This window comes from Mycobacterium sp. UNC410CL29Cvi84, from assembly GCF_000686745.1.
Taxonomy (GTDB): domain Bacteria; phylum Actinomycetota; class Actinomycetes; order Mycobacteriales; family Mycobacteriaceae; genus Mycobacterium; species Mycobacterium mucogenicum_B.
Window position 1 is genome coordinate 185,764 of sequence record NZ_JMLM01000011.1, and the last position, 23,333, is coordinate 209,096.

At 67.0% G+C, this 23,333-nt stretch carries 21 protein-coding genes and 1 tRNA gene; 11 read left to right on the top strand and 11 right to left on the bottom strand.

What is annotated here, in order from left to right:
- The first annotated feature begins 118 nt into the window (after positions 1 to 118).
- On the top strand, positions 119 to 382 hold the full coding sequence (locus BR47_RS32685; RefSeq protein ID WP_029105582.1) for a WhiB family transcriptional regulator: 264 nt from the start codon (positions 119 to 121) through the stop codon (positions 380 to 382).
- 123 nt (positions 383 to 505) lie between these two features.
- Here BR47_RS32685 and BR47_RS0117120 read toward each other — a convergent pair whose 3' ends face one another.
- The 3 genes from BR47_RS0117120 to BR47_RS0117130 are packed head-to-tail and all read right to left on the bottom strand — an operon-like array spanning position 506 to position 4,170.
- A complete protein-coding gene (locus tag BR47_RS0117120; RefSeq protein ID WP_020102997.1) occupies positions 506 to 1,831 on the bottom strand; it encodes a macrolide-binding ATPase MABP-1 in 1,326 nt (441 codons plus the stop codon).
- 42 nt (positions 1,832 to 1,873) lie between these two features.
- Complete coding sequence (locus BR47_RS0117125; RefSeq protein WP_029120254.1) at positions 1,874 to 2,731, bottom strand: cyclodehydratase; 858 nt, start codon at positions 2,729 to 2,731, stop codon at positions 1,874 to 1,876.
- A 56-nt stretch (positions 2,732 to 2,787) separates the two neighbouring features.
- A complete protein-coding gene (locus BR47_RS0117130; protein WP_029120255.1) occupies positions 2,788 to 4,170 on the bottom strand; it encodes a zinc-dependent metalloprotease in 1,383 nt (460 codons plus the stop codon).
- Positions 4,171 to 4,259: 89 nt separating this feature from the next.
- Here BR47_RS0117130 and BR47_RS0117135 point away from each other — a divergent pair, with 89 nt between their 5' ends.
- The 4 genes from BR47_RS0117135 (at position 4,260) to BR47_RS0117150 (ending at position 9,061) form a co-directional block, all read left to right on the top strand.
- Positions 4,260 to 5,285, top strand: coding sequence for a YlbL family protein (locus tag BR47_RS0117135; RefSeq protein ID WP_029120256.1), 1,026 nt, complete (start codon positions 4,260 to 4,262; stop codon positions 5,283 to 5,285).
- A 90-nt stretch (positions 5,286 to 5,375) separates the two neighbouring features.
- The gene (locus BR47_RS0117140; protein ID WP_036421044.1) at positions 5,376 to 8,363 is read left to right on the top strand and encodes a UPF0182 family protein; all 2,988 of its coding nucleotides are present in this window, start codon (positions 5,376 to 5,378) and stop codon (positions 8,361 to 8,363) included.
- Between the two features lie 145 nt (positions 8,364 to 8,508).
- A tRNA-Met gene (locus tag BR47_RS0117145) sits at positions 8,509 to 8,582 on the top strand.
- Positions 8,583 to 8,704: 122 nt separating this feature from the next.
- A complete protein-coding gene (locus BR47_RS0117150; RefSeq protein WP_036427505.1) occupies positions 8,705 to 9,061 on the top strand; it encodes a cupin domain-containing protein in 357 nt (118 codons plus the stop codon).
- A gap of 60 nt (positions 9,062 to 9,121) precedes the next feature.
- Here BR47_RS0117150 and BR47_RS0117155 read toward each other — a convergent pair whose 3' ends face one another.
- From BR47_RS0117155 to BR47_RS0117170, 4 genes are read right to left on the bottom strand one after another with little or no spacing between them, the layout of a single operon-like run.
- Positions 9,122 to 10,831: a dipeptide ABC transporter ATP-binding protein gene (locus tag BR47_RS0117155; protein ID WP_029120258.1), complete on the bottom strand. Its 1,710-nt coding sequence runs from the start codon at positions 10,829 to 10,831 to the stop codon at positions 9,122 to 9,124.
- Positions 10,831 to 11,790 (bottom strand): ABC transporter permease, encoded by a 960-nt coding sequence (locus tag BR47_RS0117160; RefSeq protein ID WP_029120259.1) that lies wholly within the window; start codon positions 11,788 to 11,790, stop codon positions 10,831 to 10,833. Before BR47_RS0117160 ends, BR47_RS0117155 begins: the two co-directional genes overlap by 1 nt.
- Complete coding sequence (locus tag BR47_RS0117165; protein WP_029120260.1) at positions 11,783 to 12,709, bottom strand: ABC transporter permease; 927 nt, start codon at positions 12,707 to 12,709, stop codon at positions 11,783 to 11,785. Before BR47_RS0117165 ends, BR47_RS0117160 begins: the two co-directional genes overlap by 8 nt.
- 3 nt (positions 12,710 to 12,712) lie before the next feature.
- Positions 12,713 to 14,317 (bottom strand): ABC transporter substrate-binding protein, encoded by a 1,605-nt coding sequence (locus tag BR47_RS0117170; RefSeq protein ID WP_029120261.1) that lies wholly within the window; start codon positions 14,315 to 14,317, stop codon positions 12,713 to 12,715.
- 197 nt (positions 14,318 to 14,514) lie between these two features.
- On the opposite strand from BR47_RS0117170, the gene BR47_RS0117175 reads away from it, so the two are divergent.
- The 6 genes from BR47_RS0117175 to BR47_RS0117200 all read left to right on the top strand — a co-directional run bounded on the left by BR47_RS0117175 (position 14,515) and on the right by BR47_RS0117200 (position 19,242).
- Positions 14,515 to 15,483, top strand: a complete 969-nt coding sequence (locus tag BR47_RS0117175; protein WP_029120262.1) for a DUF4129 domain-containing protein — start codon at positions 14,515 to 14,517, stop codon at positions 15,481 to 15,483.
- Positions 15,480 to 15,962, top strand: a complete 483-nt coding sequence (locus BR47_RS0117180) for a hypothetical protein (RefSeq protein ID WP_029120263.1) — start codon at positions 15,480 to 15,482, stop codon at positions 15,960 to 15,962. Before BR47_RS0117175 ends, BR47_RS0117180 begins: the two co-directional genes overlap by 4 nt.
- Positions 15,959 to 16,927: an AAA family ATPase gene (locus tag BR47_RS0117185; protein ID WP_020103052.1), complete on the top strand. Its 969-nt coding sequence runs from the start codon at positions 15,959 to 15,961 to the stop codon at positions 16,925 to 16,927. The genes BR47_RS0117180 and BR47_RS0117185 overlap by 4 nt, the downstream gene beginning before the upstream one ends.
- Positions 16,924 to 18,180, top strand: coding sequence for a DUF58 domain-containing protein (locus BR47_RS0117190; RefSeq protein ID WP_029120264.1), 1,257 nt, complete (start codon positions 16,924 to 16,926; stop codon positions 18,178 to 18,180). Before BR47_RS0117185 ends, BR47_RS0117190 begins: the two co-directional genes overlap by 4 nt.
- 4 nt (positions 18,181 to 18,184) lie before the next feature.
- Positions 18,185 to 18,688 (top strand): hypothetical protein, encoded by a 504-nt coding sequence (locus tag BR47_RS0117195; protein ID WP_029120265.1) that lies wholly within the window; start codon positions 18,185 to 18,187, stop codon positions 18,686 to 18,688.
- Between the two features lie 311 nt (positions 18,689 to 18,999).
- Positions 19,000 to 19,242, top strand: coding sequence for a hypothetical protein (locus BR47_RS0117200; protein ID WP_029120266.1), 243 nt, complete (start codon positions 19,000 to 19,002; stop codon positions 19,240 to 19,242).
- A 34-nt stretch (positions 19,243 to 19,276) separates the two neighbouring features.
- Here the strand turns inward: BR47_RS0117200 and BR47_RS0117205 are convergent, their stop codons facing one another.
- From BR47_RS0117205 to BR47_RS34040, 4 genes are read right to left on the bottom strand one after another with little or no spacing between them, the layout of a single operon-like run.
- Positions 19,277 to 20,425 carry an FAD-dependent oxidoreductase gene (locus BR47_RS0117205; RefSeq protein WP_029120267.1) on the bottom strand — a complete coding sequence of 383 codons (1,149 nt, stop codon included), beginning with the start codon at positions 20,423 to 20,425 and terminating at the stop codon, positions 19,277 to 19,279.
- A gap of 12 nt (positions 20,426 to 20,437) precedes the next feature.
- Complete coding sequence (locus BR47_RS0117210; protein WP_029120268.1) at positions 20,438 to 21,742, bottom strand: ABC transporter substrate-binding protein; 1,305 nt, start codon at positions 21,740 to 21,742, stop codon at positions 20,438 to 20,440.
- The gene (locus tag BR47_RS0117215; RefSeq protein WP_029120269.1) at positions 21,742 to 23,076 is read right to left on the bottom strand and encodes an MFS transporter; all 1,335 of its coding nucleotides are present in this window, start codon (positions 23,074 to 23,076) and stop codon (positions 21,742 to 21,744) included. Before BR47_RS0117215 ends, BR47_RS0117210 begins: the two co-directional genes overlap by 1 nt.
- A 45-nt stretch (positions 23,077 to 23,121) precedes the next feature.
- The gene (locus BR47_RS34040; protein ID WP_263863790.1) at positions 23,122 to 23,247 is read right to left on the bottom strand and encodes a hypothetical protein; all 126 of its coding nucleotides are present in this window, start codon (positions 23,245 to 23,247) and stop codon (positions 23,122 to 23,124) included.
- Between the last annotated feature and the right edge of the window lie 86 nt (positions 23,248 to 23,333).

Here is a 23,333-nt window from a genome sequence, read left to right on the forward strand (position 1 = left end):
CCCGAAACCACCGGATCCGTGGCCAAAGTTTTTGGGGCACAACCTCAAAACCACCACCTGGTCACCGATCCATCAGACAGATGAGACGCAAGACGACCAGGAAGTAGGTGATGAGGACATGACTAGCCAGACTTGCCGACAAAGGCTGGCGGTGCCATGTCATGTCGGCGACCCCGATATGTGGTTCGCTGACAACCCCACTCAGCTGGAACAGGCGAAGGCGCTGTGCGCCGACTGCCCGATCCGGCTCCAGTGCCTCAACGAGGCGCTGGAACGTGAAGAGCCGTGGGGTGTTTGGGGCGGGGAGATCCTCGAACGGGGTGCCGTCATCGCACGCAAGCGTCCGCGCGGTCGTCCGCGTAAGGACGTCGTCGCGGCATGACCCCGCGGCCAAACCTTGGGGGGCACCAACCGCGAGCGGCCGTGTTTGTACACCGACACACCGTGTTTGGCGTGCATTACGCGGCCGCTCGTCGGCGCCGAGCGGCCGCGTAACCGCCGTTGATTACGGCGTGAAGCCCGGAACCAGTTCCGTGGCAATGGCTTTCACGGGGACGTGGGCGTCCAGCTGACAGCAGATCGCCACGGTCGATGCGATCACGCGCAGCGGAATGACCAGGTTCGGCGGCATGTCGAGCTGACGGGCCATCTTGATCTGGTTCACGCCGTTGTCCAACTGGCCCGCAGCCATTTTCATGATCCAGCGCCGCGTGTAGTGGAAGACATCGCTCTGGATCGGCTCGACGTACTGCCGCAGCATGTTGTCGACCTCGAAGATCGGGACCTCTTCGCCCGGCTGGATGAACCCGGCATCCTCCATCACCGGCAGCAGCTTCTCGTAGTTCTTGTCCCGCGCCAGGCTGATCATCTCGCCGATCGCGGTCGGCAGCCCACCGGGCAGCGGCGCCACCGCGCCGAAGTCGATGACGCCCATGCGGCCGTCGGGCAGCAGCATGAAATTCCCGGGGTGGGTGTCCCCGTGCATGATCTCCAGGCGCGCCGGCGCATCGAATGTCAGCTCCGACAGGCGGGTACCCATCAGGTCGCGCTGTTCGACGGTGCCCTCCCGGATGATCACCGACATCGGGATGCCGTCCATCCACTCGGCGATGACGACCTTCGGCGCGCTGGCCACGATCGCCGGCACCTTGAAATGCGGGTGCCCGGCGTACGCCTTGGCGAAGGCGCGCTGGTTGTCGGCCTCCAGCCGGTAGTCCAGCTCCATCTCGGTGCGGTCGATCAGTTCGTCGACGACGCCCTGGACGTCGGCGCCGGGCGCCAGCTGCTTGAAGACGCCGACCAGACGCTGAATGGTCTTCAGGTCGGCGCGCAGCGCCTCGTCGGCGCCGGGGTACTGGATTTTGACGGCGACCTCGCGACCGTCGGACCAGACGGCCTTGTGTACCTGCCCGATGCTGGCCGACGCGACCGGGGTGTCGTCGAAGGACTGGAAGCGGTCGCGCCATTTGGTGCCCAGCTGTGCGTCGAGTACGCGGTGCACCTTGGCGGCCGGCAGGGGCGGGGCTTCGCGCTGCAGCTTGGTCAGCGCCTCGCGGTACGGCTTGCCGTACTGCTCGGGTATCGCGGCCTCCATCACCGACAGGGCCTGGCCGACCTTCATCGCGCCGCCCTTGAGCTCGCCCAGCACGGTGAACAGCTGGTTGGCCGCCTTGTCCATCAGCTCGGCGGTCACCTCGTCCTTGGACTTGCCCGCCAGGCGCTTGCCCAAGCCCAGCGCCGCCCGTCCCGCCATGCCGCCGGCCAGACCGGCGAGCTTCGCGTTGCGTGCCACACTGCCCCGTTTGATATCAGCCACATTCACATCATCCATGACGTTGCTGAGTGCACGGCAGCGACATGGCAACGCGTGTTGTCACGAAAGTCGATCGCACCAGTCACACAACGGATGACGCGACCACCGGCGCACCACGGTGGTCCGCGAGCCGATGTCGAATTCGAGCGTGGCATCGAGCGTCGGCGGTGGCTCTATGCGGCTCCCGCCGCCGCGGATCGCGTCGATCACCCGGTCCACCTGGTTGAGCGCCACCGCCGCGGTGGCGAGCACGGTGGCACGGTCGCCGCTGCCGACGGTGCCCTCCAGCTGGGCGGCCAGCACCGGCCACGACGCGTCGCGGTCGCTGCGGTGGAGGTCGGCACAGTTCAGGCAGCTCGTCGCCCCGGGCAAAACGAGGGGACCGATCAGCCCGGTGCCATCCCGGATCCGCACCGGCAGATGCGGGACCCCGGCGCGGTGCAGGTCGCGCACCAGACGGCGGTCGGCGACCAGGAAATCGGACAGCACCACCAGATCGGCGGCGTCCCGCGTGACGGCCACGTGGCCGAATCGGCTGGTGCGCACCCGGGTTCCGGAACAATTCAAGGCGCCGGCCAACAGGTCCGCGAGGGGACCGCTGCCGTGAATGCGTACCGATACCGGTCGCCGGCCGGTATCCGGCGCCGTCTGTAACAGTCCCGCTGAGTTCAGGGCGTCGACCAAGCCGGTCCAGCCGTCGACGTCGGTCAGCCCGGCCGCCAGCGCGAGCGCCTGGCTGCTCTCGGCGTCGACGCCGCTCTGCATACCGCGCAGCAGGTCCGCCAGGTCACCGACCGTCAACCCGTCCGGTGGCCGAATGCCGATGGCGCGCCGCGGGTCCCAGCCGAGCTGCACCGTCCCGTCAGGCCGCTGCAACACCGGCATGGCCGGGTTCAGGGTCTGACGAGACGTGGTCATGGCCCAACTGTGCCAACAGCACGCCGATTCGGCGAATCAGTTATCCACAGGCACGCTCAGCTCTCGGCTGGGTCGTCTCCCGAGTCCCGCTTGAGGTCCTTTTCCAGGTCGGCCAGCGCCTGGTCCAGGTCCGAGGTGTCGCCGCCGAGTGCCCGGTCGATGAAGGCTGCGGGCTCGTCGAGATCGGCTGCGCCGGGCAGCAGGTCGGGGTGCTGCCAGACGGCGTCGCGCTTGTCGGCGCCGACGGCGTCGGTCAGCTTCTCCCACAGCGTGGCGGCCTCGCGCATCTTGCGCGGCCGCAGTTCCAGGCCCACGAGGGTTGCGAAGGTCTGCTCGGCCGGCCCGCCGGTGGCGCGACGACGACGCAGCGTCTCGCTCAGCGCCGACGTGCCGGGCAGCCGCTCACCGAGTGCGGCGGTGACGACGGTCTGCACCCAGCCCTCGATGAGCGCCAGCAGCGTCTCGAGCCGTTCGAGCGCCGCCGCCTGCTCGGGGGTGGCCTTCGGCTCGAACATGCCCTGGCTCAGCAGCTTCTCCATGGCGCCGGGGTCGCCCATCAGCGACGCCGGGTCCAGGCCGGAGGCCATTTCCTCGAAACCGCTCATGTCGATCTTCATGCCCTTGGCGAAGGCTTCGACGGCGCTGAGCAGCTGGCTGGCCAGCCACGGCACGTGGCTGAACAGGCGGTGGTGGGCAGCCTCACGCGCCGCGAGGAACGTCAGCACCTCGCTGCGCGGCTGCTCGAGGCCTTCGCCGAACGCCTCGACTGCCTCGGGCATCAGCGCGGCGACGCCGGACGGCCCCAGCGGCAGGCCGATGTCGGTCGACGTCAGCACCTCCTTGGACAGCGTCCCCAGCGCCTGGCCCAGCTGCGAGCCGAACGCCATGCCGCCCATCTGCGACATCATCGCCAGCAGCGGGCCGGCCATCGCTTTGGCCTCCTCGGGCAGCGCCGACACCCACACGGTCGACAGCTGCTCGGCGACCGGGTCGCACAGTCGCTTCCAGGTGTTGAGGGTGTTGTCGAGCCAGTCGCTCGGCGTCCATGCCACCGCGCGGGTGGTGCCGGCCGGCAGGGCGGTGACGCCATCGAGCCAGGTCTCCGCAAGGTGCACGGCGTCGGAGATGGCCGTCGCGGTCTGCTCGGGCACCGGCTTGACGAACCCGATCGAGTTCGACGCCAGCTTGCGGGCCAGGTCGTAGTTCACCGGGCCGGACTGCGGGTTGTTCATCGAGGCGCCCGCGCCGCTGAACATCGCGCCGAGCTGGGTGAAAATCTGGCCGAGGTCGGGCATGCCGGCGCCGCCGGGGCCGCCGAACGCGTTGCCGAACCCGAACGGGTCCGACGAGCCACCGGAAGAGCCAGGTCCAGGCTCTTTCTTGGATTTGTCGCGGTCGGGGTCGTCGCCGCTGGAGAAGCCGAAAGGCAGGTCAGCCATACCGTCAACGGTACTGCCAGCCCGGGCCTCGGGTCGCTTCGCGGGTCATGCTGTCAGCGAACTGAGCCACGAGCTTTACTGTTGGCGGCGTGAACAGGCGGATTTCTACGCTCGTGGTCGCTCTGGTGCCGATCATCGTGTTCGTCGTGCTGGTGTCGGTGGTGACCGTGCCGTTCGTCTCGCTGGGTCCCGGCCCGACGTTCGACACGCTCGGTGAGGTCGACGGCAAGAAGGTCGTCGACATCAAGGGCGACATCAAGGTGCACCCGACGTCGGGGCACCTGAACATGACGACGGTGTCGCAGAGCGACGGGCTGACGCTGGGGCAGGCGCTGGCGCTGTGGATGTCGGGCCGCGAGCAGCTGGTGCCGCGCGATCTGGTGTACCCGCCGGACAAGTCCAAGGAGCAGGTCGACAAGGCCAACAACGCCGACTTCAAGAACTCCGAGGAAGACGCCGAGTACGCGGCGTTGAGCTACCTGAAGTACCCGAAGGCGGTGACGGTCCAGGCCGTCGCCGATCCCGGGCCCTCGGCCGGTCAGTTGCGTCCCGGCGATGCCATCGACGCGGTCAACGGCGTTCCGGTGGCCAACGTCGAAGAGTTCACCGCACTGCTGAAGAAGACCAAGCCGGGGGACCACGTCGTGCTCGACTACCGGCGCAAGAACGCCGGGATCGGCGTCACGACGATCGCTTTGGGCGCCAACAAGGACCGTGACTACGGCTACCTCGGTACGACGGTGCTCAACGCGCCGTGGGCGCCGTTCGTCATCGACTTCAACCTGGCCAACATCGGTGGCCCGTCGGCCGGTCTGATGTTCAGCCTGGCCGTTGTCGACAAGCTGACCGACGGAAACCTCAACGGCGGCAAGTTCGTTGCGGGCACCGGCACCATCGGCGACGACGGCAAGGTGGGCCCGATCGGCGGCATCACGCACAAGATGCTGGCCGCCCGCGAAGCCGGCGCGACGGTGTTCATGGTGCCCGCCGAGAACTGCGCCGAAGCGGCTTCGGCCCACCTGGACGGACTCGGGCTGATCAAGGTCGAGAACCTCAGTGGTGCCGTCGACGCGCTGCACACCGTGTCCGCTGGTGGCGAACCTCCCCGCTGCTGAGCGTGCGATCACCCCTGGTTGCGTAGAGTCGTAGGTCAAGCTGGCCTTTTCGGATTTCATACAGACTTTTCAACAGACTGGAGCTGACGAGTGGGGATGCGGCCTGCGGCGAGGATGCCGAAGCTGACGCGACGAAGCCGAATCCTGGTCGGGATCGCGTTGCTGATCGTCGGTTTGTTGATGGTCGGCCCGCGACTGGTCGACGCCTACGTGGACTGGTTGTGGTTCGGCGAGATCGGTTTCCGCTCGGTGTTCAGCACCGTGCTGGTGACGCGCCTGGTGGTCTTCCTGGTGGCCGGCGTCTTCATCGGCGCCGTGGCGTTCGGGGGAATGGCACTGGCGTACCGGTCGCGTCCGGTGTTCGTGCCGGCGTCCGGACCGAACGACCCGGTGGCCCGCTACCGCGCCACCGTTCTGTCGCGGCTGCGGTTGTTCGCCATCGGGGTACCGGTGTTCATCGGCCTGCTGGCCGGATTCGTGGCGCAGACCTACTGGGTGCGCGTGCAGCTGTTCCTGCACGGCGGCTCGTTCGGCATCACCGATCCCGAATTCGGTAAGGACCTGGGCTTCTACGCGTTCGACCTGCCGTTCTACCGGCTGGTGCTCGGCTACCTGTTCGTCGGCGTCTTCCTGATGCTGGTCGGGAACCTGTTGGGCCACTACGTGTTCGGCGGCATCCGGTTGTCGGGCCGCCAGGGCGCGCTCAGCCGCGCGGCGCGCATGCAGCTGGTGTCGCTGGTGGGAATCCTGGTGCTGCTCAAGGCTGTTGCCTACTGGTTCGACCGGTACGAGCTGCTCAGCCACACCCGTGCCGGCAAGCCGTTCACCGGTGCCGGCTACACCGACATCAACGCGGTGCTGCCGGCGAAGCTGATCCTGCTGGCGATCGCGGTGATCTGCGCGGTGGCCGTCTTCTCGGCGCTGGTGTTGCGGGACTTGCGGATTCCCGCGATCGGCTTGGTCCTGCTGCTGCTGAGCTCGGTGATCGTCGGGGCCGGCTGGCCCATGCTGGTCGAGCAGTTCAGCGTCAAACCCAATGCGGCGCAGAAGGAACGCGACTACATCAGTCGCAGTATCACGGCGACGCGCGACGCATATGGGTTGACGGGCGATTCGGTGACCTACCGTGACTACAGCGGCAACGCGCCCGCCACCGCCGAGCAGGTCGCGGCCGACCGGGCCACGACGTCGAACATCCGGCTGCTCGACCCGACCATCGTCGGACCGGCCTTCACGCAGTTCCAGCAGGGCAAGAACTTCTACAGCTTCCCGGACCAGCTGTCCATCGACCGCTACAACGGGCCTGACGGCAAGCTGCGCGACTTCGTCGTCGCGGCACGGGAATTGAACCCGGACCGCCTGATCGACAACCAGCGCGACTGGATCAACAAGCACTCGGTCTACACCCACGGCAACGGCTTCATCGCCTCGCCCGCCAACACGGTGCGCGGTATCGCCAACGACCCCAACCAGAACGGCGGCTACCCGGAGTTCCTGGCCAGCGTGGTCGGCGCCAACGGCGCGGCCGTCTCGCCCGGTCCGGCGCCACTGGATCAGCCGCGCGTGTACTTCGGTCCGGTGATCGCCAGTGCACCATCGGATTACGCGATCGTCGGCAAGAACGGCGCCGACCGCGAGTACGACTACGAAACCAACACCGAGACGAAGAACTACACCTACGGTGGTACCGGCGGTGTGGACATCGGTAACTGGCTGGCCCGTTCGGTCTTCGCCGCGAAGTTCGCCGAGCGGAACTTCTTGTTCTCCAGCGTGATCGGGCCGAACAGCAAGATTCTGTTCAACCGTGACCCGGCCCACCGGGTCGAGGCGGTGGCGCCGTGGCTGACCACCGATTCGACCGTCTACCCGGCGATCGTCAACAAGCGCATGGTGTGGATCGTCGACGGCTACACCACCCTGGACAACTACCCGTACTCGGAGTTGACGTCGCTGTCGAGTGCGACCGCCGACTCCAATGAGGTTGCGGTCAACCGGATGTTGCCGGACAAGCAGGTGTCCTACATCCGGAACTCGGTGAAGGCCACCGTCGACGCCTACGACGGCACCGTCACGCTGTACGAGCAGGACGAGCACGACCCGGTGCTGCAGGCGTGGATGAAGGTGTTCCCGGACACCGTGAAGCCGAAGTCCGCTATCTCCAAGGAACTCGCCGAGCACCTGCGCTACCCCGAGGACCTGTTCAAGGTCCAGCGCATGCTGCTGGCCAAGTACCACGTGAACGACCCGGTGACGTTCTTCTCGACGTCCGACTTCTGGGACGTGCCGCTCGATCCCAACCCGACGGCCAGCAGTTTCCAGCCGCCGTACTACATCGTGGCGAAAGACCTTGCCACGGGCGGGGATTCGTCGTCGTTCCAGCTGACCACGGCGATGAACCGGTTCCGACGGGACTTCCTGGCCGCGTACATCAGCGCCAGCTCCGATCCGGCCACGTACGGCAAGATCACGGTGCTGACCATCCCGGGTCAGGTGAACGGCCCCAAGCTGGCGTTCAACGCGATCAGTACCGACACGGCCGTCAGCCAGGATCTCGGCGTCATCGGCCGGGACAACCAGAACCGGATCCGGTGGGGCAATCTCTTGACGCTGCCGGTCGGGCAGGGCGGGTTGCTCTATGTCGCACCGGTTTACGCCTCGCCAGGCGCCAGTGACGCGGCCTCGTCGTACCCGCGACTGATCCGCGTGGCGATGATGTACAACGACAAGGTCGGCTACGGCCCGACGGTCCGTGACGCCCTCAACGGCATCTTCGGCCCCGGTGCCGGTGCCACCGCGACCGGTCCGGCCCCGACCGATGTGCCGGCCGGCACGCCGCCTCCGGCGGCCGTTCCGGGGGCCGTCCAGCCGCCGGCCGCGGGACCGCAGCCCCCGCCGGTGGCGGTGCAATCACCTGGCGTGCCGCTCACGCTGTCGCCCGCGAAAGCGGCTGCCCTGCAAGATGTCAACGCGGCCCTCGACGGCATGCGTGCGGCCCAGCAGAGCGGCAATTTCGCCCAGTACGGTGCCGCGCTGCAGAAGCTCGACGACGCCATGGCCAAGTACCGCGACGCCAAGTAGTCCGGACGAGTCACAAAACTGCCCAACTCCTTCGGGAGTTGGGCAGTTCTGCGTCTGGTGGAAGTTCGGTAGGTAGTCGCAAAAACCCTGTCTGACCATACGATTTGGTTCATTCGGCAGCGTTGGGTAACGTTGTATTCACCGACGCGGGGTGGAGCAGCTCGGTAGCTCGCTGGGCTCATAACCCAGAGGTCGCAGGTTCGAATCCTGTCCCCGCTACTAGCGAGAAGGCCCCCGGAGAACTCTCCGGGGGCCTTCTTCATGTCCAGGTGAATCGGGGCGTCGAAGCCCGAGTCTCGGGTTGTCGGAATAGTGCGTCGCGAGCCCTGGTTTTGCATTCCGTGGACTCACTCGCGGGACATGCAGCCTGGTTCGGCCCCAACGCCCCCGGGTATGCCTGGAAATCAGTGGCCGACGTCGACCCGGTCGAAATCTTCCCAGGCATCACGGCCCGGCTGCTGTGGCAGGGCGAAGACGGCGCCAAGGCGGCGGTGACGACCATCGCCCCCGGTGCGGTATGGGGTGACGAGGACCACCACAGTCCAGGGCCAGAGGAGGTGTACGTCGTCTCCGGTGTGTTCAACGACGGCGTAAACGACTATCCCGCAGGGACTTTCCTGCACGCACCGGCGGGATCATGGCACGTTCCACAGTCGGCGTCGGGTTGTGTGTTGTTTCTCTTCTACCCGCAGGGCTAGCTGCGTCCGCAAGCCTGCGATTCAGAATCCCGAGAGTGACTGTGCCGCACGGCCTCAGGATCAGCCGGCAAGCTCGATCGTCCCGCCCGGGATCGCGTCGATCAGCATTCGGGTGTAGTCGGACGTCGGGTTCTCGTACACCTGATCGGTGGGTCCGGAATCCACCACCTCGCCGCGCGACATGACGATGACGTTGTGGGCGATCTCCTTCACCACCGCCAGGTCGTGGGTGATGAACAGGTAACTCAGGCCGAGCTCGTTCTGCAGATCGCGCAGCAGCGTCAGGATCTGCGCCTGCACCAAGACGTCCAGCGCCGACACTGCCTCATCGCACACCACTACCTCAGGGTTGAGGGCGAGCGCGCGGGCGATGGCGACGCGCTGCCGCTGACCGCCGGACAGCTCGTTGGGAAAACGCTGCATGACCGACTGCGGCAGTGCGACCAGATCCAGCAGTTCCTTCACCCGGGCGGTGCGGGCGGACTTGTCTCCGATGCCATGGATGTTCAGCGGCTCGGCGATCGCCCGGTAGATGGAGTACATCGGATCGAGTGACCCGTAGGGGTTTTGGAACACCGGCTGCACGCGGCGGCGGAACTCCTTCGCTGCCGCGCCGCGCAGCGAGGTGACGTCCTGCCCGTCGAAATGCACTGTGCCCGAGGTAGCTTCCAAGAGTCCCAGCACCATGCGCGCCACCGTCGACTTTCCCGAGCCGGACTCGCCGACCACCGCGGTGGTCGTCCCGCGCCGCAGGGTGAAACTGACGTCGTTCACGGCACGAAAGGTCGAGCCGCCGCGGAACGGGACGGCACCGCGGATCGGGAAGTCCTTGACCAGGTTCGCCGCGACCAGCACGTCCTGAGGGCCCGACGACACGTCCAGGCTGGATTCGGCGCTGGTGCCGGTGACCTTGGGCTGCAGCGCCTGGTCGCCAACGAGCTCGCCGTCGGCGCGCCGCGCGGCCAACGAGGGCGCCGCGCGGACCAGCCGCTTGGTGTACTCGTGGTGCGGGTCCTGCAGGATCTGTAGGGCGGGTCCCGACTCGACCACCCGCCCCTTGTACATAACGACAAGGTGGCTGGCGCGTTCCGCGGCCAGGCCGAGATCGTGCGTGATCAGTAGGACCGCCGTGCCGAGCTCGGTGGTCAACTCCTCGAGATGGTCCAGGATCTGACGCTGCACGGTCACATCCAGGGCCGAGGTCGGCTCGTCGGCGATCAGCAACTTGGGCCGGCACGCGAGTCCGATCGCGATCAGCGCCCGCTGGCGCATGCCGCCCGAGTACTCGTGCGGGAACTGATTGACCCGCTTGTCGGCGTCGCGCATCCCTGCCTCGCTCAGCAGAGCGATCGCGCGTTTGCGCGCGTCACCCCGCTTCGCCGCGCCATTGGCCTGCAAGGTTTCGCGGATCTGAAATCCGACGCGCCACACCGGGTTCAGGTTCGTGTTGGGGTCCTGCGGGACCAGACCCACGCCGCTGCCCCGGATCTTCTCGAAGTCGCGGCGCGACGCGGTGGCCAGGTCCTGGCCGTCGAACAGGATCTGACCGCCGGTCACCTTGCCGGTCCCCGGCAACAGTCCGAGCACCGCGGCGGCCGTCGTCGATTTGCCCGACCCGGACTCGCCGACGATGGCCACGGTCTGCCCTGGGTAGACGGTGAGGCTCACGCCTCGCACCGCCGGCACCGACTTGCCCTGCGCGCGGAAGTCGACCTGCAGGTCGCGGATGTCGAGCAGCGGCGCGGCGCCCTCGTTCGGCATCTGGGTCATCAGCGGGTCCTCGCCTTCGGGTCCAGCGCGTCGCGCAGCACGTCACCGAGCATCATGAAAGTGAGCACGGTGATCGCCAGCGCCGCCGCGGGGTAGAACAGGATCGGCGTGCCCTCGCGGAGCAATTGCTGCCCGGCCGCGATGTCGATGCCCCACGACACCGCCGTGGACGGTAGTCCGATACCGAGGTACGACAGCGTCGCCTCGGTGACGATGAAGATGCCCAGCGAGATGGTGCCGACGACGATCACCGGGCCCAGCGCGTTGGGTATGACGTGGGTGAACAGGGTGCGCACCCGGGACGCGCCCAGTGACCGCGACGCCGTGATGAACTCCTCGTTGCGGACCGCGATCGCGGCGGACCGGGCGATGCGCGCGATCTGCGGCCAGCTGAAGATCGCGAGCACGATCACCACCGTGAACACGGTGCGAGAACTGATCATCTGCATCGTGACCACCGCCGCGAGGATCAGCGGGATACCGAAGAAGATGTCCGACAGCCGCGCGATCACCGAGTCGATCCAGCCACCGAAGAACCCCGCGACGGCGCCGAGCAGGCCGCCGATCAGGACCACGACGATCGTGGTCAGCACGCCCACCGCCACCGAGGCACGGGCGCCGTAGATCGTTCGGGTGTAGATGTCGTAGCCCTGCCGGTCGGTCCCGAACCAGTGCGCGGAACTGGGCGGCAGTAGCGACTGCTCGAGCGAACCGTAATGCGGGTCCTGGCTGGTGAACAGTCCGGGAAAGAGCACGATGACCACGATCACGGCCAGCAGCACCATCGACACGATGAACTCCGGCTTGGTGCGCAGCTCCAGCCATGCCGACTTCCAGAAGCCGGCCGGATCCACATCGGCGGCGACCGCGTCGATCGCGGCGACGCTGACGACGTCCGGGCCCGCGACGAAACGCTCCTGACCGGGGTAGAGGGTGGGTTGCGTCTGGGGCTCAGGCATAGCGGATCCTCGGGTCGAGGGCGGCGTAGAGCAAGTCGACCACCACATTGGACGCCAGGTAGATGAGCACAAGCACGGTCACGAAAGACACGACGGTCGACGACTCGCCCCGGATCACCGCCTGATAGATGGTTCCGCCCACTCCCGGAATGTTGAAGATTCCTTCCGTCACGATCGCGCCGCCCATCAGCACACCGAGGTCGGCGCCGAGAAACGTCACCACGGGGATCAGCGAGTTGCGGAGTACGTGCACCAGGATCACCCGCGGGCGGGACAGCCCCTTCGCTGTGGCGGTCCGCACGTAGTCCGCCGAGAGGTTCTCCGCGATCGACGAACGGGTCAGCCGGACAACGTATGCGAACGACACCGCACCGAGCACGAATCCGGGCAGCAGCAGGTGATAGACGTCGAGGTGGCCGCCGACGGTGACGGGGAAGATCTGCCAGCGCACACCGAACAGGTACTGAGCCGCAAAGCCGATCACGAAGATCGGTACAGCGACGATGAGGAGCGTCACGATCAGGATCGTGGTGTCGAACCACTTGCCCTTGTTCAAACCCGCGAGCACGCCGAACGTCACACCGAACACCGCCTCGACGGCGAGCGCGATGAGCGCGAGGTCGACCGTGACGGGGAAGGCGCGTTTCATCACGTCGAACACCGGCTGGCCCGAGAAGGAGGTGCCGAAGTCCAACCGGAACACCCCGCTGATGTAGTGCCAGTACTGCAGGTAGAACGGCTGGTCCAGGTGGTACTGCGCGCGCAGCGTCCCGATCAGCGCGGGCGACATGGGTTTGCCGCCGCCCAGCGCGGAGATCGGGTCGGCGGGCAGCAGGAAGACGAGCGCATAGATCAGGAACGTGGCGCCGAAGAACACGATCACCACCTGCCCGAGCCGGCTCAATCCGTATCTCAGCATCGGTTATCCCTTGGTGTTCTCGGCGTCGTCGCCCTTGGTGATCTGGGTGAAATCGGCCAGACCGTTCCAGGTCAGCTGGGCCGTGACACCCGGCCCGACGCCGCCCGCCGCGATGTAGTCCCAGAGCGGGATCACCGGGAGATCGTCCAGCAGGATCGCCTGGGCCTGATTGACCAGCGCATACGACTGATTCGGATCGAGCGCCCGTTCGGCCTCGACCAGTTTCGCGTCGAACGCCGGTGAGCTGTAGACGGGATCATTGGAGCCCGCGCCGGTCACGAACTGGGGCTGCAGGAACTCGATCATCGACGGATAGTCGCCCTGCCACCCGCTTCGGAATGCGGTGCGAATGGTCCGCTTGGTGATTTCGTCCCGGACCTGCTTGAACGTCGGCTGCGGAGCGCCGTGCGCGTCGATGCCGAGCGCGTTCTTCAACTGGTTCGACAACGCGTCCACCCACACCTGGTGATCGCCGTCGGAGTTGTACGCGACCTCGAACGATCCCGACCACGGCGCCATCGCGTCAGCCTGCGCCCACAGTTGTTTGGCTTTGACCGGGTCGAACTTCAGCACATCGTTGCCCGGGATGTTCGCGTCCCAGCCCGGTAATGACCGAGCGGTGAAGTCCTGTGCCGCGCCGCGGGCGCCGCGGAAGATCGCCTTGATGATCTCGGGCCGGTTGATCGCCATCGATATCGCCGCGCGTCGCAGGCGACCCTCCTCGCCGCTGAAATGCGGCAGGTAGTAGGGGATTCCGAGCTGCAAGTTCTGGGCGGTCGGTTTGGTCAACGCCCGTTTCCCGAGCACCTTCTGATACGTGCCCAACGCACTCACCGGCACCGTGTCGAGCACGTCGAGGTTGCCGGACTCGAGGTCGGTGTACGCGGTGTCGAAGCTGCTGTAGAAGATGAAGCTCAGGCCACCGTTCTTCGGCTTGTCCGGACCCTTGTAGTTCGGGTTGCGCACCACGTCGAGCTTGACGTTGTGCAGCCACGCGTCCGGGCCCTTCAGCATGTACGGGCCGTTCCCGACGGGGTGCTCGCCGAATTTGGCCGCGCCCTCGGTGAAGAACACATCGGGCAACGGCTTGAACGGCGTGAACCCGAGCCCCAGCTTGAAGTCGATGTTGGGGCTCGTGAGGCGCACCGTGAAGGTGTGGTCGTCCACCACTTTCACGCCCGACATCTCGGTCAGTCGGGAGCCCTCGGCGGCGACGGCGTCGTATCCCTCGATCGGCGAGAAGAAGCTCTGCTGCAGCTGCGCATTGACGGTCGCCGCACCGAAATTCCATGCGCGGACGTAGTTTTCGGCGCGTACCGGGGTGCCGTCGGTGAAGGTCCAGTCCCGTCTGAGGTGAACGGTGTAGTTCTGATTGTCGGTGGTGTCCACGGACTCCGCGTTCGCCAACACCGGCGTGCCGTCCGCGGTGTAGCTGTACAGCCCCGTGAACAACGAATCGACGATGCGACCGCCCATGTTCTCGTTGGTGTTGGTGGGCACCAGACCGTTCTGCGGTTCACCGCCGTTGACGGTGATGATCGCGTCCGGGCCGGTGCCATAGTTGCCGCGCGCGCCTTCCAGACTGCACGCCGACGCGGCCAGCACCACGCCCGTCGCCGCTGCGCACAGTGACCTTGCTGCCCATTTCACTTCGGACCTCCGATCGAGCGCCTCACATTTCCACAACTCGATTCCCTCGGCCAGACGAGGAACGTCAGGTCGTGAGGGCATCGAGCTTGTTCGGCAGTTTCGGCGGCTGTGACGTGCCACGATGGAGGCAGGGCGAACGATCGAGCGGTGTACCGATGAACGGTAGCGACAGGGCGTTGGGGCGCGTGGTCGCGCTGATCGTGCTGCTCTTCGTCGTGTCCCTGGCACTGCGCGGGTATCTGCCCGGCAGCGGCCACCCGCACCCTGACAAGCCGGCAAGCAGCACCGCGAGCCAGGTTGGCATCGACACGGTGCTCGTCGTCTCGGTGCTCATCGTCGCGATCGCCTTCATCGCGTCGCGCCGACGTCCGAGGACGGCCGGCGCGTCGGCGACCTTCCAGTTGCCGGGATCGTTCGACGGCAAGCTCACCTGGAAGCCCGTAGGCCGTCTGCTGCTGATCGGGGGCGGGGTACTCCTCGCCTGGCTGGTGATCCTTCTCCTGCTGTCACATCTGCAGCTGCTGCAGCTACCAGCTCTGCCCTTCGCGGAACCCCCGCAGAACAGAGCGCCGATCAACCCGGTGCCCTCACCGCCGCCGTCACCGGCACCGACACAGCCGCCGGCAGTACCTCGGCAACAAGAGCCCAGCGTCTTCGGTTACCTGCTCGCGGCAACCGTGATGATGCTGCTGTTGTGGGCTGTCGGCGGTGTCATGGTCCGCAGAAGCCGGCGCGGTTCTGAGCCGCAGCTGCCGGTCGCTGACGGCCCGGCACCGGTAGTGGGGGAGTCGACACCGGAATCCCTCACGCGGGCAGCGGAATTCGGCCTTGCCGAGATCGGCGACCGCAGCCGCGGGCCCCGCGAGTCCATCATCGCCTGCTATGCCGCGATGGAGCGTGCCCTCGCGGACGCTCCGGGCGCCGCACCGCAGGACTCGGACACGCCATCTGAAGTACTCGCCCGGGCCGTCGAACACCATGCGCTGCACGCGGGCAGCGCGACCGAGCTGGTCACCTTGTTCGCCGAGGCGCGTTTCAGCCCGCACGTCATGACCGAGTGCCATCGTGAGATCGCCGCCGGGGCGCTGCTCCGGGTGCTCGACGAGCTGCGGAGCCTGACATGAAGAGGCTTGGGATCGTTGGGATCACGTTGGTGATAGGGGCGGAGCTGCTCACGCTGATCCTCGGAGATCGCCGAGCGGTCGGGTGGGTCTCCGCGGCTGTGGCGGTGCTCGTGCTGTGGGCTGTCCGGCGCCGGCTGGTCGACCGCGGACCGCGATTCGTCGAACCGGCGCTAAACGACGCGGAAGAGTCGTTGCGGGACTGGATCGTTCGCACCGAAACGCTGATCCAGTGGTCGGAGACGACGCGCGGTGACTGGGATCAACACCTGCGGCCCACGTTGGCGCGGGAGTTCTTCATGGCGACCGGTCCGCAGCAGGCCAGGGATCCGGCCGCGATGCAAGCGACCGGGCGGATGGTGTTCGGCGATCAGTTGTGGCAGTGGGTGGATCCGCACGATGTCCGCCGGTCCAGCCGTGGCGAGCCGGGACCGGGCCGGGCCACGCTCGATGAAATCCTGCACCGATTGGAGCGGCTATGACGATGCCGGCAGAGCTGACGACAGCCCATTCCGAGGCGGTGCTCGACGAGATCGAGCGCGTGGTGGTGGGGAAGCGAGCCGCGCTGACCCTCATCCTGACCGCCGTGCTCGCGGGTGGCCACGTGCTCATCGAGGACCTCCCGGGACTGGGGAAGACGTTGATCGCCAAGTCTTTTGCGCGAGCATTGGGCCTGGCCTTCACCCGTGTGCAATTCACCCCGGACCTGCTGCCCGCCGATCTGCTCGGCTCGACCATCTACGACATGCAGTCCGGCCGGTTCGAGTTCCGGCGCGGGCCGATCTTCACCAACCTGCTGCTGGGCGACGAGATCAACCGGACGCCGCCGAAGACCCAGGCCGCGCTGCTGGAGGCCATGGCGGAAAGTCAGGTGAGCATCGACGGCGAAACTCACCGGCTGCCCGCGCCGTTCATCGTTCTCGCCACGGACAACCCCATCGAGTACGAGGGCACCTACCCGCTGCCGGAGGCACAGCTCGACAGATTCGCGGTCCGAGTCGAACTGAAGTACCTGTCCGGTGCCGACGAAACGGTGATGCTGCGCCGCCGTCTCGAACGTGGTTCCGCCGAACCGATGGTGAAACAGATTGTCGATGCCCATGATCTGCTTGCCATGCGCGAGTCGGTCGAGCAGGTGACGGTGCATGACGACGTCCTGCACTACGTGGTGTCGCTGGCGGCGGCCAGTCGCAGTCACCCACAGGTGGTCGTCGGCGCCAGCCCCCGGGCCGAGCTCGATCTCGTGCAACTCGCCCGTGCGCGTGCGCTGCTTTTCGGCCGGGATTACGTGATTCCCGAGGACGTCAAAGCGCTTGCCATTCCGGTGATTTCGCACCGGATCAGTCTCAAGCCGGAGATGTGGGTACGCAGCGTCCACGGCAGCGACATCGTGGCACAGCTGCTGCAACGTCTGCCCGTGCCGCGGACGCGCGGTGGGCCGTCGTGACGAGTGCGACCGAACCCCGCGAAGTCGAATTGCGTTGGTGCGCATCCTCGCTCACGAAGGCCATCGCCACCTGCACCGGCATCGCCCTCGCCGTGGCCGTGCTCGGCCCGCGGTGGCAGCTCATCGCCTTCGCGGCGCCGCTGCTCGGTGTGCTGTGCTCGATCAGCTGGCAGCGCCCGTCCGCCAAGGTGTACGTACAGGGGCGGCCCGGCCTCACCCGGTGCTTCGAGAACGACAAGACGGAGCTGACGGTCTGGGTGACGACGGACGCGCCGACCATCGCGGCCGAAGTGACGGTGTCCGTCGAATCAGGAATGGACATCGAGGTTCTCGAGGGCAGCGCCGCACCGCGGCAGAGCGTCTCGGTGCGGGCCGAGCGCTGGGGCCGATATCCGATCCGGGCCAGGGTCGACGCGGTGGCGGGCGGGGGACTACTGGCCGGGACGGGCACCGTCGAAGCCGCCGAAGTCTTCGTCTTTCCCGTTGCACCGCCTCAATCGACACCGATACCGCGCATCGAATTGCCCGACCGGCTCGGCACGCATCTCACCCGTCACGTCGGACCGGGCGTCGAGTACGCGGATGTCCGTGCCTACCTTCCCGGCGACCAGCTGCGCACGATCAACTGGCCGGTGAGCGCTCGGCGGGGCCGGCTTCATGTCACCGAACGGTTGACCCACCGCGCCGCGGACGTGATCGTGCTCATCGACACGAGCATGCAGCCTCTCGGACCGGCGTCCGCCGCCATGGAGCGGGTCGTGCTCGGCGCCGCGCAAGTGGTGCAGAGCGCGCTGCGCAACGGTGACCGCGCCGGCATCGTCGCGCTCGGTAGCGCGCGGCCGCGGTGGATCGGTGCCGACATCGGCCAGCGCCAGTTCTACCGCGTGCTCGATGCCGCGATGTGCGTGGGGCGTGAATACGAAACGACGACGGGCACATTGGCGCCGCGCGCGGCCGTCCCGCCCGGCGCGATCGTGTTCGCCTTCTCGACGTTGCTCGACACCGCATTCGCGTTGGCGCTCACCGAATTGCGGAACCGCCGGCACACCGTGGTGGCCGTCGACGTGCTGGAAGGGCCGCCGTTCGACGGCGAGCACGACGCGACGCTGGCCCGCATGTGGGCGCTGCAGCGTCACGCGATGTACCGCGACATGGGGATCGTCGGCGTCGACGTCGTGCCGTGGCCGTCGACCGCCACTCTGGACCAGGCGCTGCGGTTGATGCCGGCACCCCGGCGGGCCGCGAGGTGGTGACGCGATGACGACCGACGCGGCAACCCGGTTGGGTCAGCCTGGTGCCCGGACGCTTTCGACCGGCTTCGGCGTCCTCATGGTCGCGGTGGCCGGTATCCAGGCCCAGGGCATGGCTGTCATCGTTGCCGTTGCGGCACTGGCGGCGGTGGGTACCGGGCTGGCGTTCCGGGCTGCGGCGACGGGGGCTGTACTGCTCACGGTGGTGGTACTGGCTCTGTCCGACTCGCCGGCGCTGGTCGCGGCACTATCGGGACTGTCCGCGGCCGCGTACCTGCTGTTGCGACATGCGGCGGGCGCCGGGGCGGTCACCATGACCAGGCCGACACTGCTTGGCATGTTTGGTTTTACACTCATGGGCGTCGTCGCCACCGCGGTGAATCTGGACCTGCCGTGGCTGCCGCTGCTGGCGCCGCCGGCGGTGGTCGCGCTCTACTGGCTGGCGTTGGCTCCGCACACCGAGTCCAACCGCCGGAATCGGGTGTCTGATCTCAATACTGTTGCACCGTAAGCACATCGCACTGATATTGCTCAGTTGCCGCACGCGCCATACGACGGTCACCATGAATCTCTGCGAGGTGACGCCGATCCGGCGTAGTGTGGGGTAATCGGCGGTATTTCGCATACGGCTGTACGAAGCTGTTTCGTCGCCGAGTTGAACTGATCTGGCCGATTCCCGGCCGAGAGCGGAGCGTCGCGATGACGCCTCAAACTGCGGCGTCGACTGTCGTCGCGCATGCCTCGCCTGAACGTGTTTGACCGCAAGGCAACTCGCTGGCTCAACGCAGTCACGAGGAAAACGCTAGAGATTGGATTTTCATCATGACCGTCCACGTCACGCGCGACGGCGGTGCAGTAGACGAATTCGCACGCTTCGCTGACCGCTACATCAAGCACACCGACGGTTCGCTTGAGATCGTCCGCTCCGGGTCTGCGCAGACCAACAAGTACGGTGCGGGGTCCTGGGTCGACGTGACCGGAGACGAGAAGCAGCCGCGGCATGTGCGTTTTCGCGAGTGGGTCGCCCGGTTGGTCACGCGTGTCGGGGGCAGCGAGAAGCGTTAGGCCACTGCCTCGGCATGTTTCGGAGTCTGCGGGGCTAGGCGTCGACCAGCACGTCGGTCAGTCGCATCGCGATGGTCGCCCGCCGCGAGGCCAGCTGCCGCGCTGAGCGCTGAATCTCCGCAGTCTGCGCGGTCCGGACGGCCTGGTAGCGCTGGAGTGCCGCGGCGACATCACCGTCCTGAGCATCGGTCAGCTGACGCGCGAGCTCGGCACCGTCCTGGATCGCCTGATTGGCGCCCTGCCCGCCGAACGGCGTCATCGGGTGCGCGGCATCACCGAGCAGCGCGACGCGCGCGGTCGTCCAGCGCGCGATGGGGTCCCGGTCGTAGACCGGGTGCATGTACACCGGGCCGGCGGCGCCGCGGATCAGCTGACCCACGACGGTCTCGAAGTCATCGAATTGCCTTGCCAGCGCAGCCAAATCCGCACGCGCCGACCACAGGTGCAGCGGTGGTTCGTCGATACCGAGGGTCGCGTCGACCGCTACCTGCCGGCCCGCGCGCACCGGCATCGCGATGACGTGTCTGGCGTCGTCGGCCGAATGCCACGAGCGCAACCGGTCGTTCGGGCGGGCGCCCAGGCAGTCGACGGGGCTGACGGCGCGGAAGATCACCGAACCGCAGTAGTTGATCGAGTCATCGCTGAAAAGCCCACGCACAGTGGACCGCAGCCCGTCGGCGCCGATCACCAACTGCGTCGGGATGACGGCGCCGTCGGCGAACGTGAGATCGACGTGATCGTCATGCTCGACGAGACCGGTCAGCTGGTGGCGCAGCCGAACTCGGTCCCTGCCGAGATGCGCCACCATCAGGGCATGCAGGTCGGCCCGGTGGACGGTGCGCGGCGACAACTCGGCGTCGGCATATCCGAACCGGCCGTGTTCCGAACCGATTTCCGGGATTGCCGCGTAGTCGGCGACGGACTCGACGTGACCGGCCTGATCGTGCGTCTCGAAATAGCGCGTCGCAGAAGAGATCCGGTTGAACTGCTCGAGCATGCCCCATTCGCCGAACAGTCGTAGCGTCGGTGGTGAGATGCCGAGCGGGCCGCCGACCTCGCCGAGCTCGCGGGTCTTGTCCACCACGATGGCGTGGCGGCCGCTCTGCTGTAATGCGATCGCCGCGGCGAGTCCGCCGAGTCCGGCGCCGACGATGACGACGGGTGCAGTGATGTGGTCTGACACGGTGATGCCTTTCTAAAGATGGGGGAAGCGCGCCAGGCCCTCGGCGTCGAGTGCGAGTCGGGGCACGGTATCCGGTCGGTGGCTGACGACGGTGCGCACGTTGCCGATCGGCAGCCACAGCCCGTCATGGATGATGTGGGTCTGGATGCCGTGCACCAGCTTTCGGCGCTCGGCGGGTTCGGGGCAGTGCAACTGCGCGTCGAGCAGGTCGTCGAGCCGATCACGTTCCACGCGGCACATCGCGTTGCGTTGATCGATCGCGAACTGATACCGCAACGCATCGGGATCGATTGCCGTGTAATAGAAGAACCGGAAATCGTAGGCCCCCGTCTGCTGCCGCGACCGGAGCTCGCCGAAGTCGACGTCGTGCAGCACCAGCTCGACACCATGGTCCGCCCATTGGTCGGCAACCGCGGACAACAGTTCGGCGTCGACGGGGGAGAACGAGCTGTTGAACACCACCTCGAACCGCAACCCGTCGGCGGCGGCCGCATCGAGCAACCGGTGTGCCGCTGCCGGTTCGTGCCGCAACTGGGCCGAGCAGTCGAGGTAGTGCAGCGTGGTCGGCGTAAGCACCGAGCCGGCCACGGTGTAGCCGCACGACTCCAGGATCGGGCGCAGTCGCTCCCGATCGATCAGCAGAGACAGCGCGCGCCGGATCCGTGCATCGGCAAGGGGACCGCGGGATGCGTTGGGGCACAGACCGTAACTGATCCCCGGGTTGTGGATATCGGCCGTCGCGAAGCCGTCCGTGCTACCGGCGCGCACCGCGGCGGATCCGTCGTCGTGCGCGTCGAACAGCAGACGATGCCTGCCATCGGCGAGGCACCCCGACTCCGCGGGCACCCACGAGCCGGTGCCGAGCCGCATGTCGCCGGTAGACGGCTTGCTGACCGCCAAGTTCACACCCGCGAGGCTGTGCAGGAACGCGGCGTTGTGCCGCTCGAACCGGAAGACGACCGTCTCGCCGAGCGATTCCACAGCTGACAGCCCGGTGAGGGCGGCAACCGCCGACGGTAGGGGAGTGACATCCGCAAGGTCAGTCATGATGTCGCGGAAGCTGTTTCGGACCGAGTCTGCGGTGAGCGGCGTGCCGTCAGAGAAGTGCCGTCCGGGCGGGATGGTCAGCTCCACGGTGCGCGGATCGGGGCGACGCCACGCCGACGCCAGCCACGGCCTCAGCTGGGCGGTCACCGGGTCGACGTCGACGAGGCTCTCGAACACCTGTCGCACATAGGTTTTCGAGATTCCGTTGTAGGCCAGGCGCGGGTCCGTGGTGAGCTGTCCGGGTGGCCAGGCGAAAGTGATATCGCGCATCAGCGTGCAGCCTCCACACGAGTGGTGACGGCCGGCCGCGCCGCGACAGACGCGATGACGCCGACGACGGCGATCAACACCCCGGCGAAGACGAACAGGCGGTGCGGGTCCGCGAAACCGCCGATTGCCGTCGCCCCTACCGACACGCCGATGGCCGCTCCCAACGCCCGCAGGTAGTGGTACACCGCGGAATCGAACGTCACCCGGCCGGAACTCGTCAGCACGTTGGTGGCCAGTGAACTCCACAGGAAGCCCATGGCGCCGCCCATCACGGTGGCACTGATCAGCGACGAACCCACATGGTCGGCGCTCACCGCGACCCAGCAACCGGCCAGCGCCAGGCACGCCGCACCGTAAGCCACCAACCGGGTGTTCTTCGCGGCATCGCCGGGGCGGCCGAACCTCGAGATCGGCAACAGGCCCGCGACCACCGCCATGGGCAAGAGAACGAGCGCGGCCCGGTAGGAGCTGAACGACTGCACCCGTTGCAGGACGTAGATCACCACCAAGGTGAAGACGTTGGTCGCGATGCCGGCCACGAAGACGATCAGGAAGCTGCGATACAGAATCGGCCGGCGGGCTCCGTCTCCGGCCGATGATCGGCAGGCGCCGATGACCGCGACGCCCAGCGCCGTCGCCAGCAGGCTCAACAGGACCTTGGTCGTCAGCTCGGTGGTGGCCCCGGCCACGAGGAAGATGACGACCTGCGCCAGCCCGAAACCAACGATCAAACCCGCACCCCGGTGCGAGCTCTCGGGCACAGTGTCGGCCTCGGGTACCTGCGCCCGCGCGCCCCACGCCAGTAGCGGAATCGACACGACCGTCGTCAGCACCGTCTCGTACGGGAAGGCCCGCCACCCCCACGCGTCGTTGAGCACGGCGGTGATCAGCGGTGAACACAGCGCTGACGCCGACACCACGAGCCCCCAGGTGCCGAGGAACGCGGTGTGGTGATCGGGATAGAACTGCTGTCGCGCGATCCGGAACAGCTGCGGTGCCAGCACGGCCGACGCCGCGCCCTGCAGGAACCGGACCACGATGAGCACCCAGAACGACGGGCTGAGGCTCGCGGCGATGCCGAGTATCGCGAGCGCTGCCGAACTGACGTAGAACGTGGTGATCGGACGGCAGCGGTGCAGCAGCAGACCGGCTGGCAGCAGGGTCGCGCAGAACCCAGCCAGGAAGGCCACGCCGACGTTCGCGGCCAGGCCATAGGGCAGGTGGAAGAAGTCCGCGATCGACGCGTTCAAGAGAACGGTCGCGGACGAGTTCGAATAGAGGGTGTACTCAGCGAGGTACAGCGACGCCGCAACGGCGTAGAGAGATGGCTTCATTTTTCATCACGGGAACTGGAGGTGTGAACATTCGGGCAGCGAGAATCAGCGCGCGAATTTGTTCAGCGGCGCCAGGCGGGCGCGGTTCCAGATCGAGGAGAGAAACGACGGGGTGCACGACGAGTGCGCCCGCACCGTGGGTGCGGGAGCCTGGTCAGAATGCGCACCCACGCCGGCGACTATACCGGTCAGCGCGGTGAGCACCCCGGTCATCGGACGGCGGAATCTAGCGTTTGAGGTTTGCCGGAAACCTGCTC

Coding starts and splice junctions, on each gene's coding strand:
- BR47_RS32685 (WP_029105582.1), top strand. CDS start 119: ATGACTAGCCAGACTTGCCGACAAAGGCTGGCGGTGCCATGTCATGTC.
- BR47_RS0117120 (WP_020102997.1), bottom strand. CDS start 1,831: ATGGATGATGTGAATGTGGCTGATATCAAACGGGGCAGTGTGGCACGC.
- BR47_RS0117125 (WP_029120254.1), bottom strand. CDS start 2,731: ATGACCACGTCTCGTCAGACCCTGAACCCGGCCATGCCGGTGTTGCAG.
- BR47_RS0117130 (WP_029120255.1), bottom strand. CDS start 4,170: ATGGCTGACCTGCCTTTCGGCTTCTCCAGCGGCGACGACCCCGACCGC.
- BR47_RS0117155 (WP_029120258.1), bottom strand. CDS start 10,831: ATGACCCAGATGCCGAACGAGGGCGCCGCGCCGCTGCTCGACATCCGC.
- BR47_RS0117160 (WP_029120259.1), bottom strand. CDS start 11,790: ATGCCTGAGCCCCAGACGCAACCCACCCTCTACCCCGGTCAGGAGCGT.
- BR47_RS0117165 (WP_029120260.1), bottom strand. CDS start 12,709: ATGCTGAGATACGGATTGAGCCGGCTCGGGCAGGTGGTGATCGTGTTC.
- BR47_RS0117175 (WP_029120262.1), top strand. CDS start 14,515: ATGAACGGTAGCGACAGGGCGTTGGGGCGCGTGGTCGCGCTGATCGTG.
- BR47_RS0117180 (WP_029120263.1), top strand. CDS start 15,480: ATGAAGAGGCTTGGGATCGTTGGGATCACGTTGGTGATAGGGGCGGAG.
- BR47_RS0117185 (WP_020103052.1), top strand. CDS start 15,959: ATGACGATGCCGGCAGAGCTGACGACAGCCCATTCCGAGGCGGTGCTC.
- BR47_RS0117195 (WP_029120265.1), top strand. CDS start 18,185: ATGACGACCGACGCGGCAACCCGGTTGGGTCAGCCTGGTGCCCGGACG.
- BR47_RS0117200 (WP_029120266.1), top strand. CDS start 19,000: ATGACCGTCCACGTCACGCGCGACGGCGGTGCAGTAGACGAATTCGCA.
- BR47_RS0117210 (WP_029120268.1), bottom strand. CDS start 21,742: ATGCGCGATATCACTTTCGCCTGGCCACCCGGACAGCTCACCACGGAC.
- BR47_RS0117215 (WP_029120269.1), bottom strand. CDS start 23,076: ATGAAGCCATCTCTCTACGCCGTTGCGGCGTCGCTGTACCTCGCTGAG.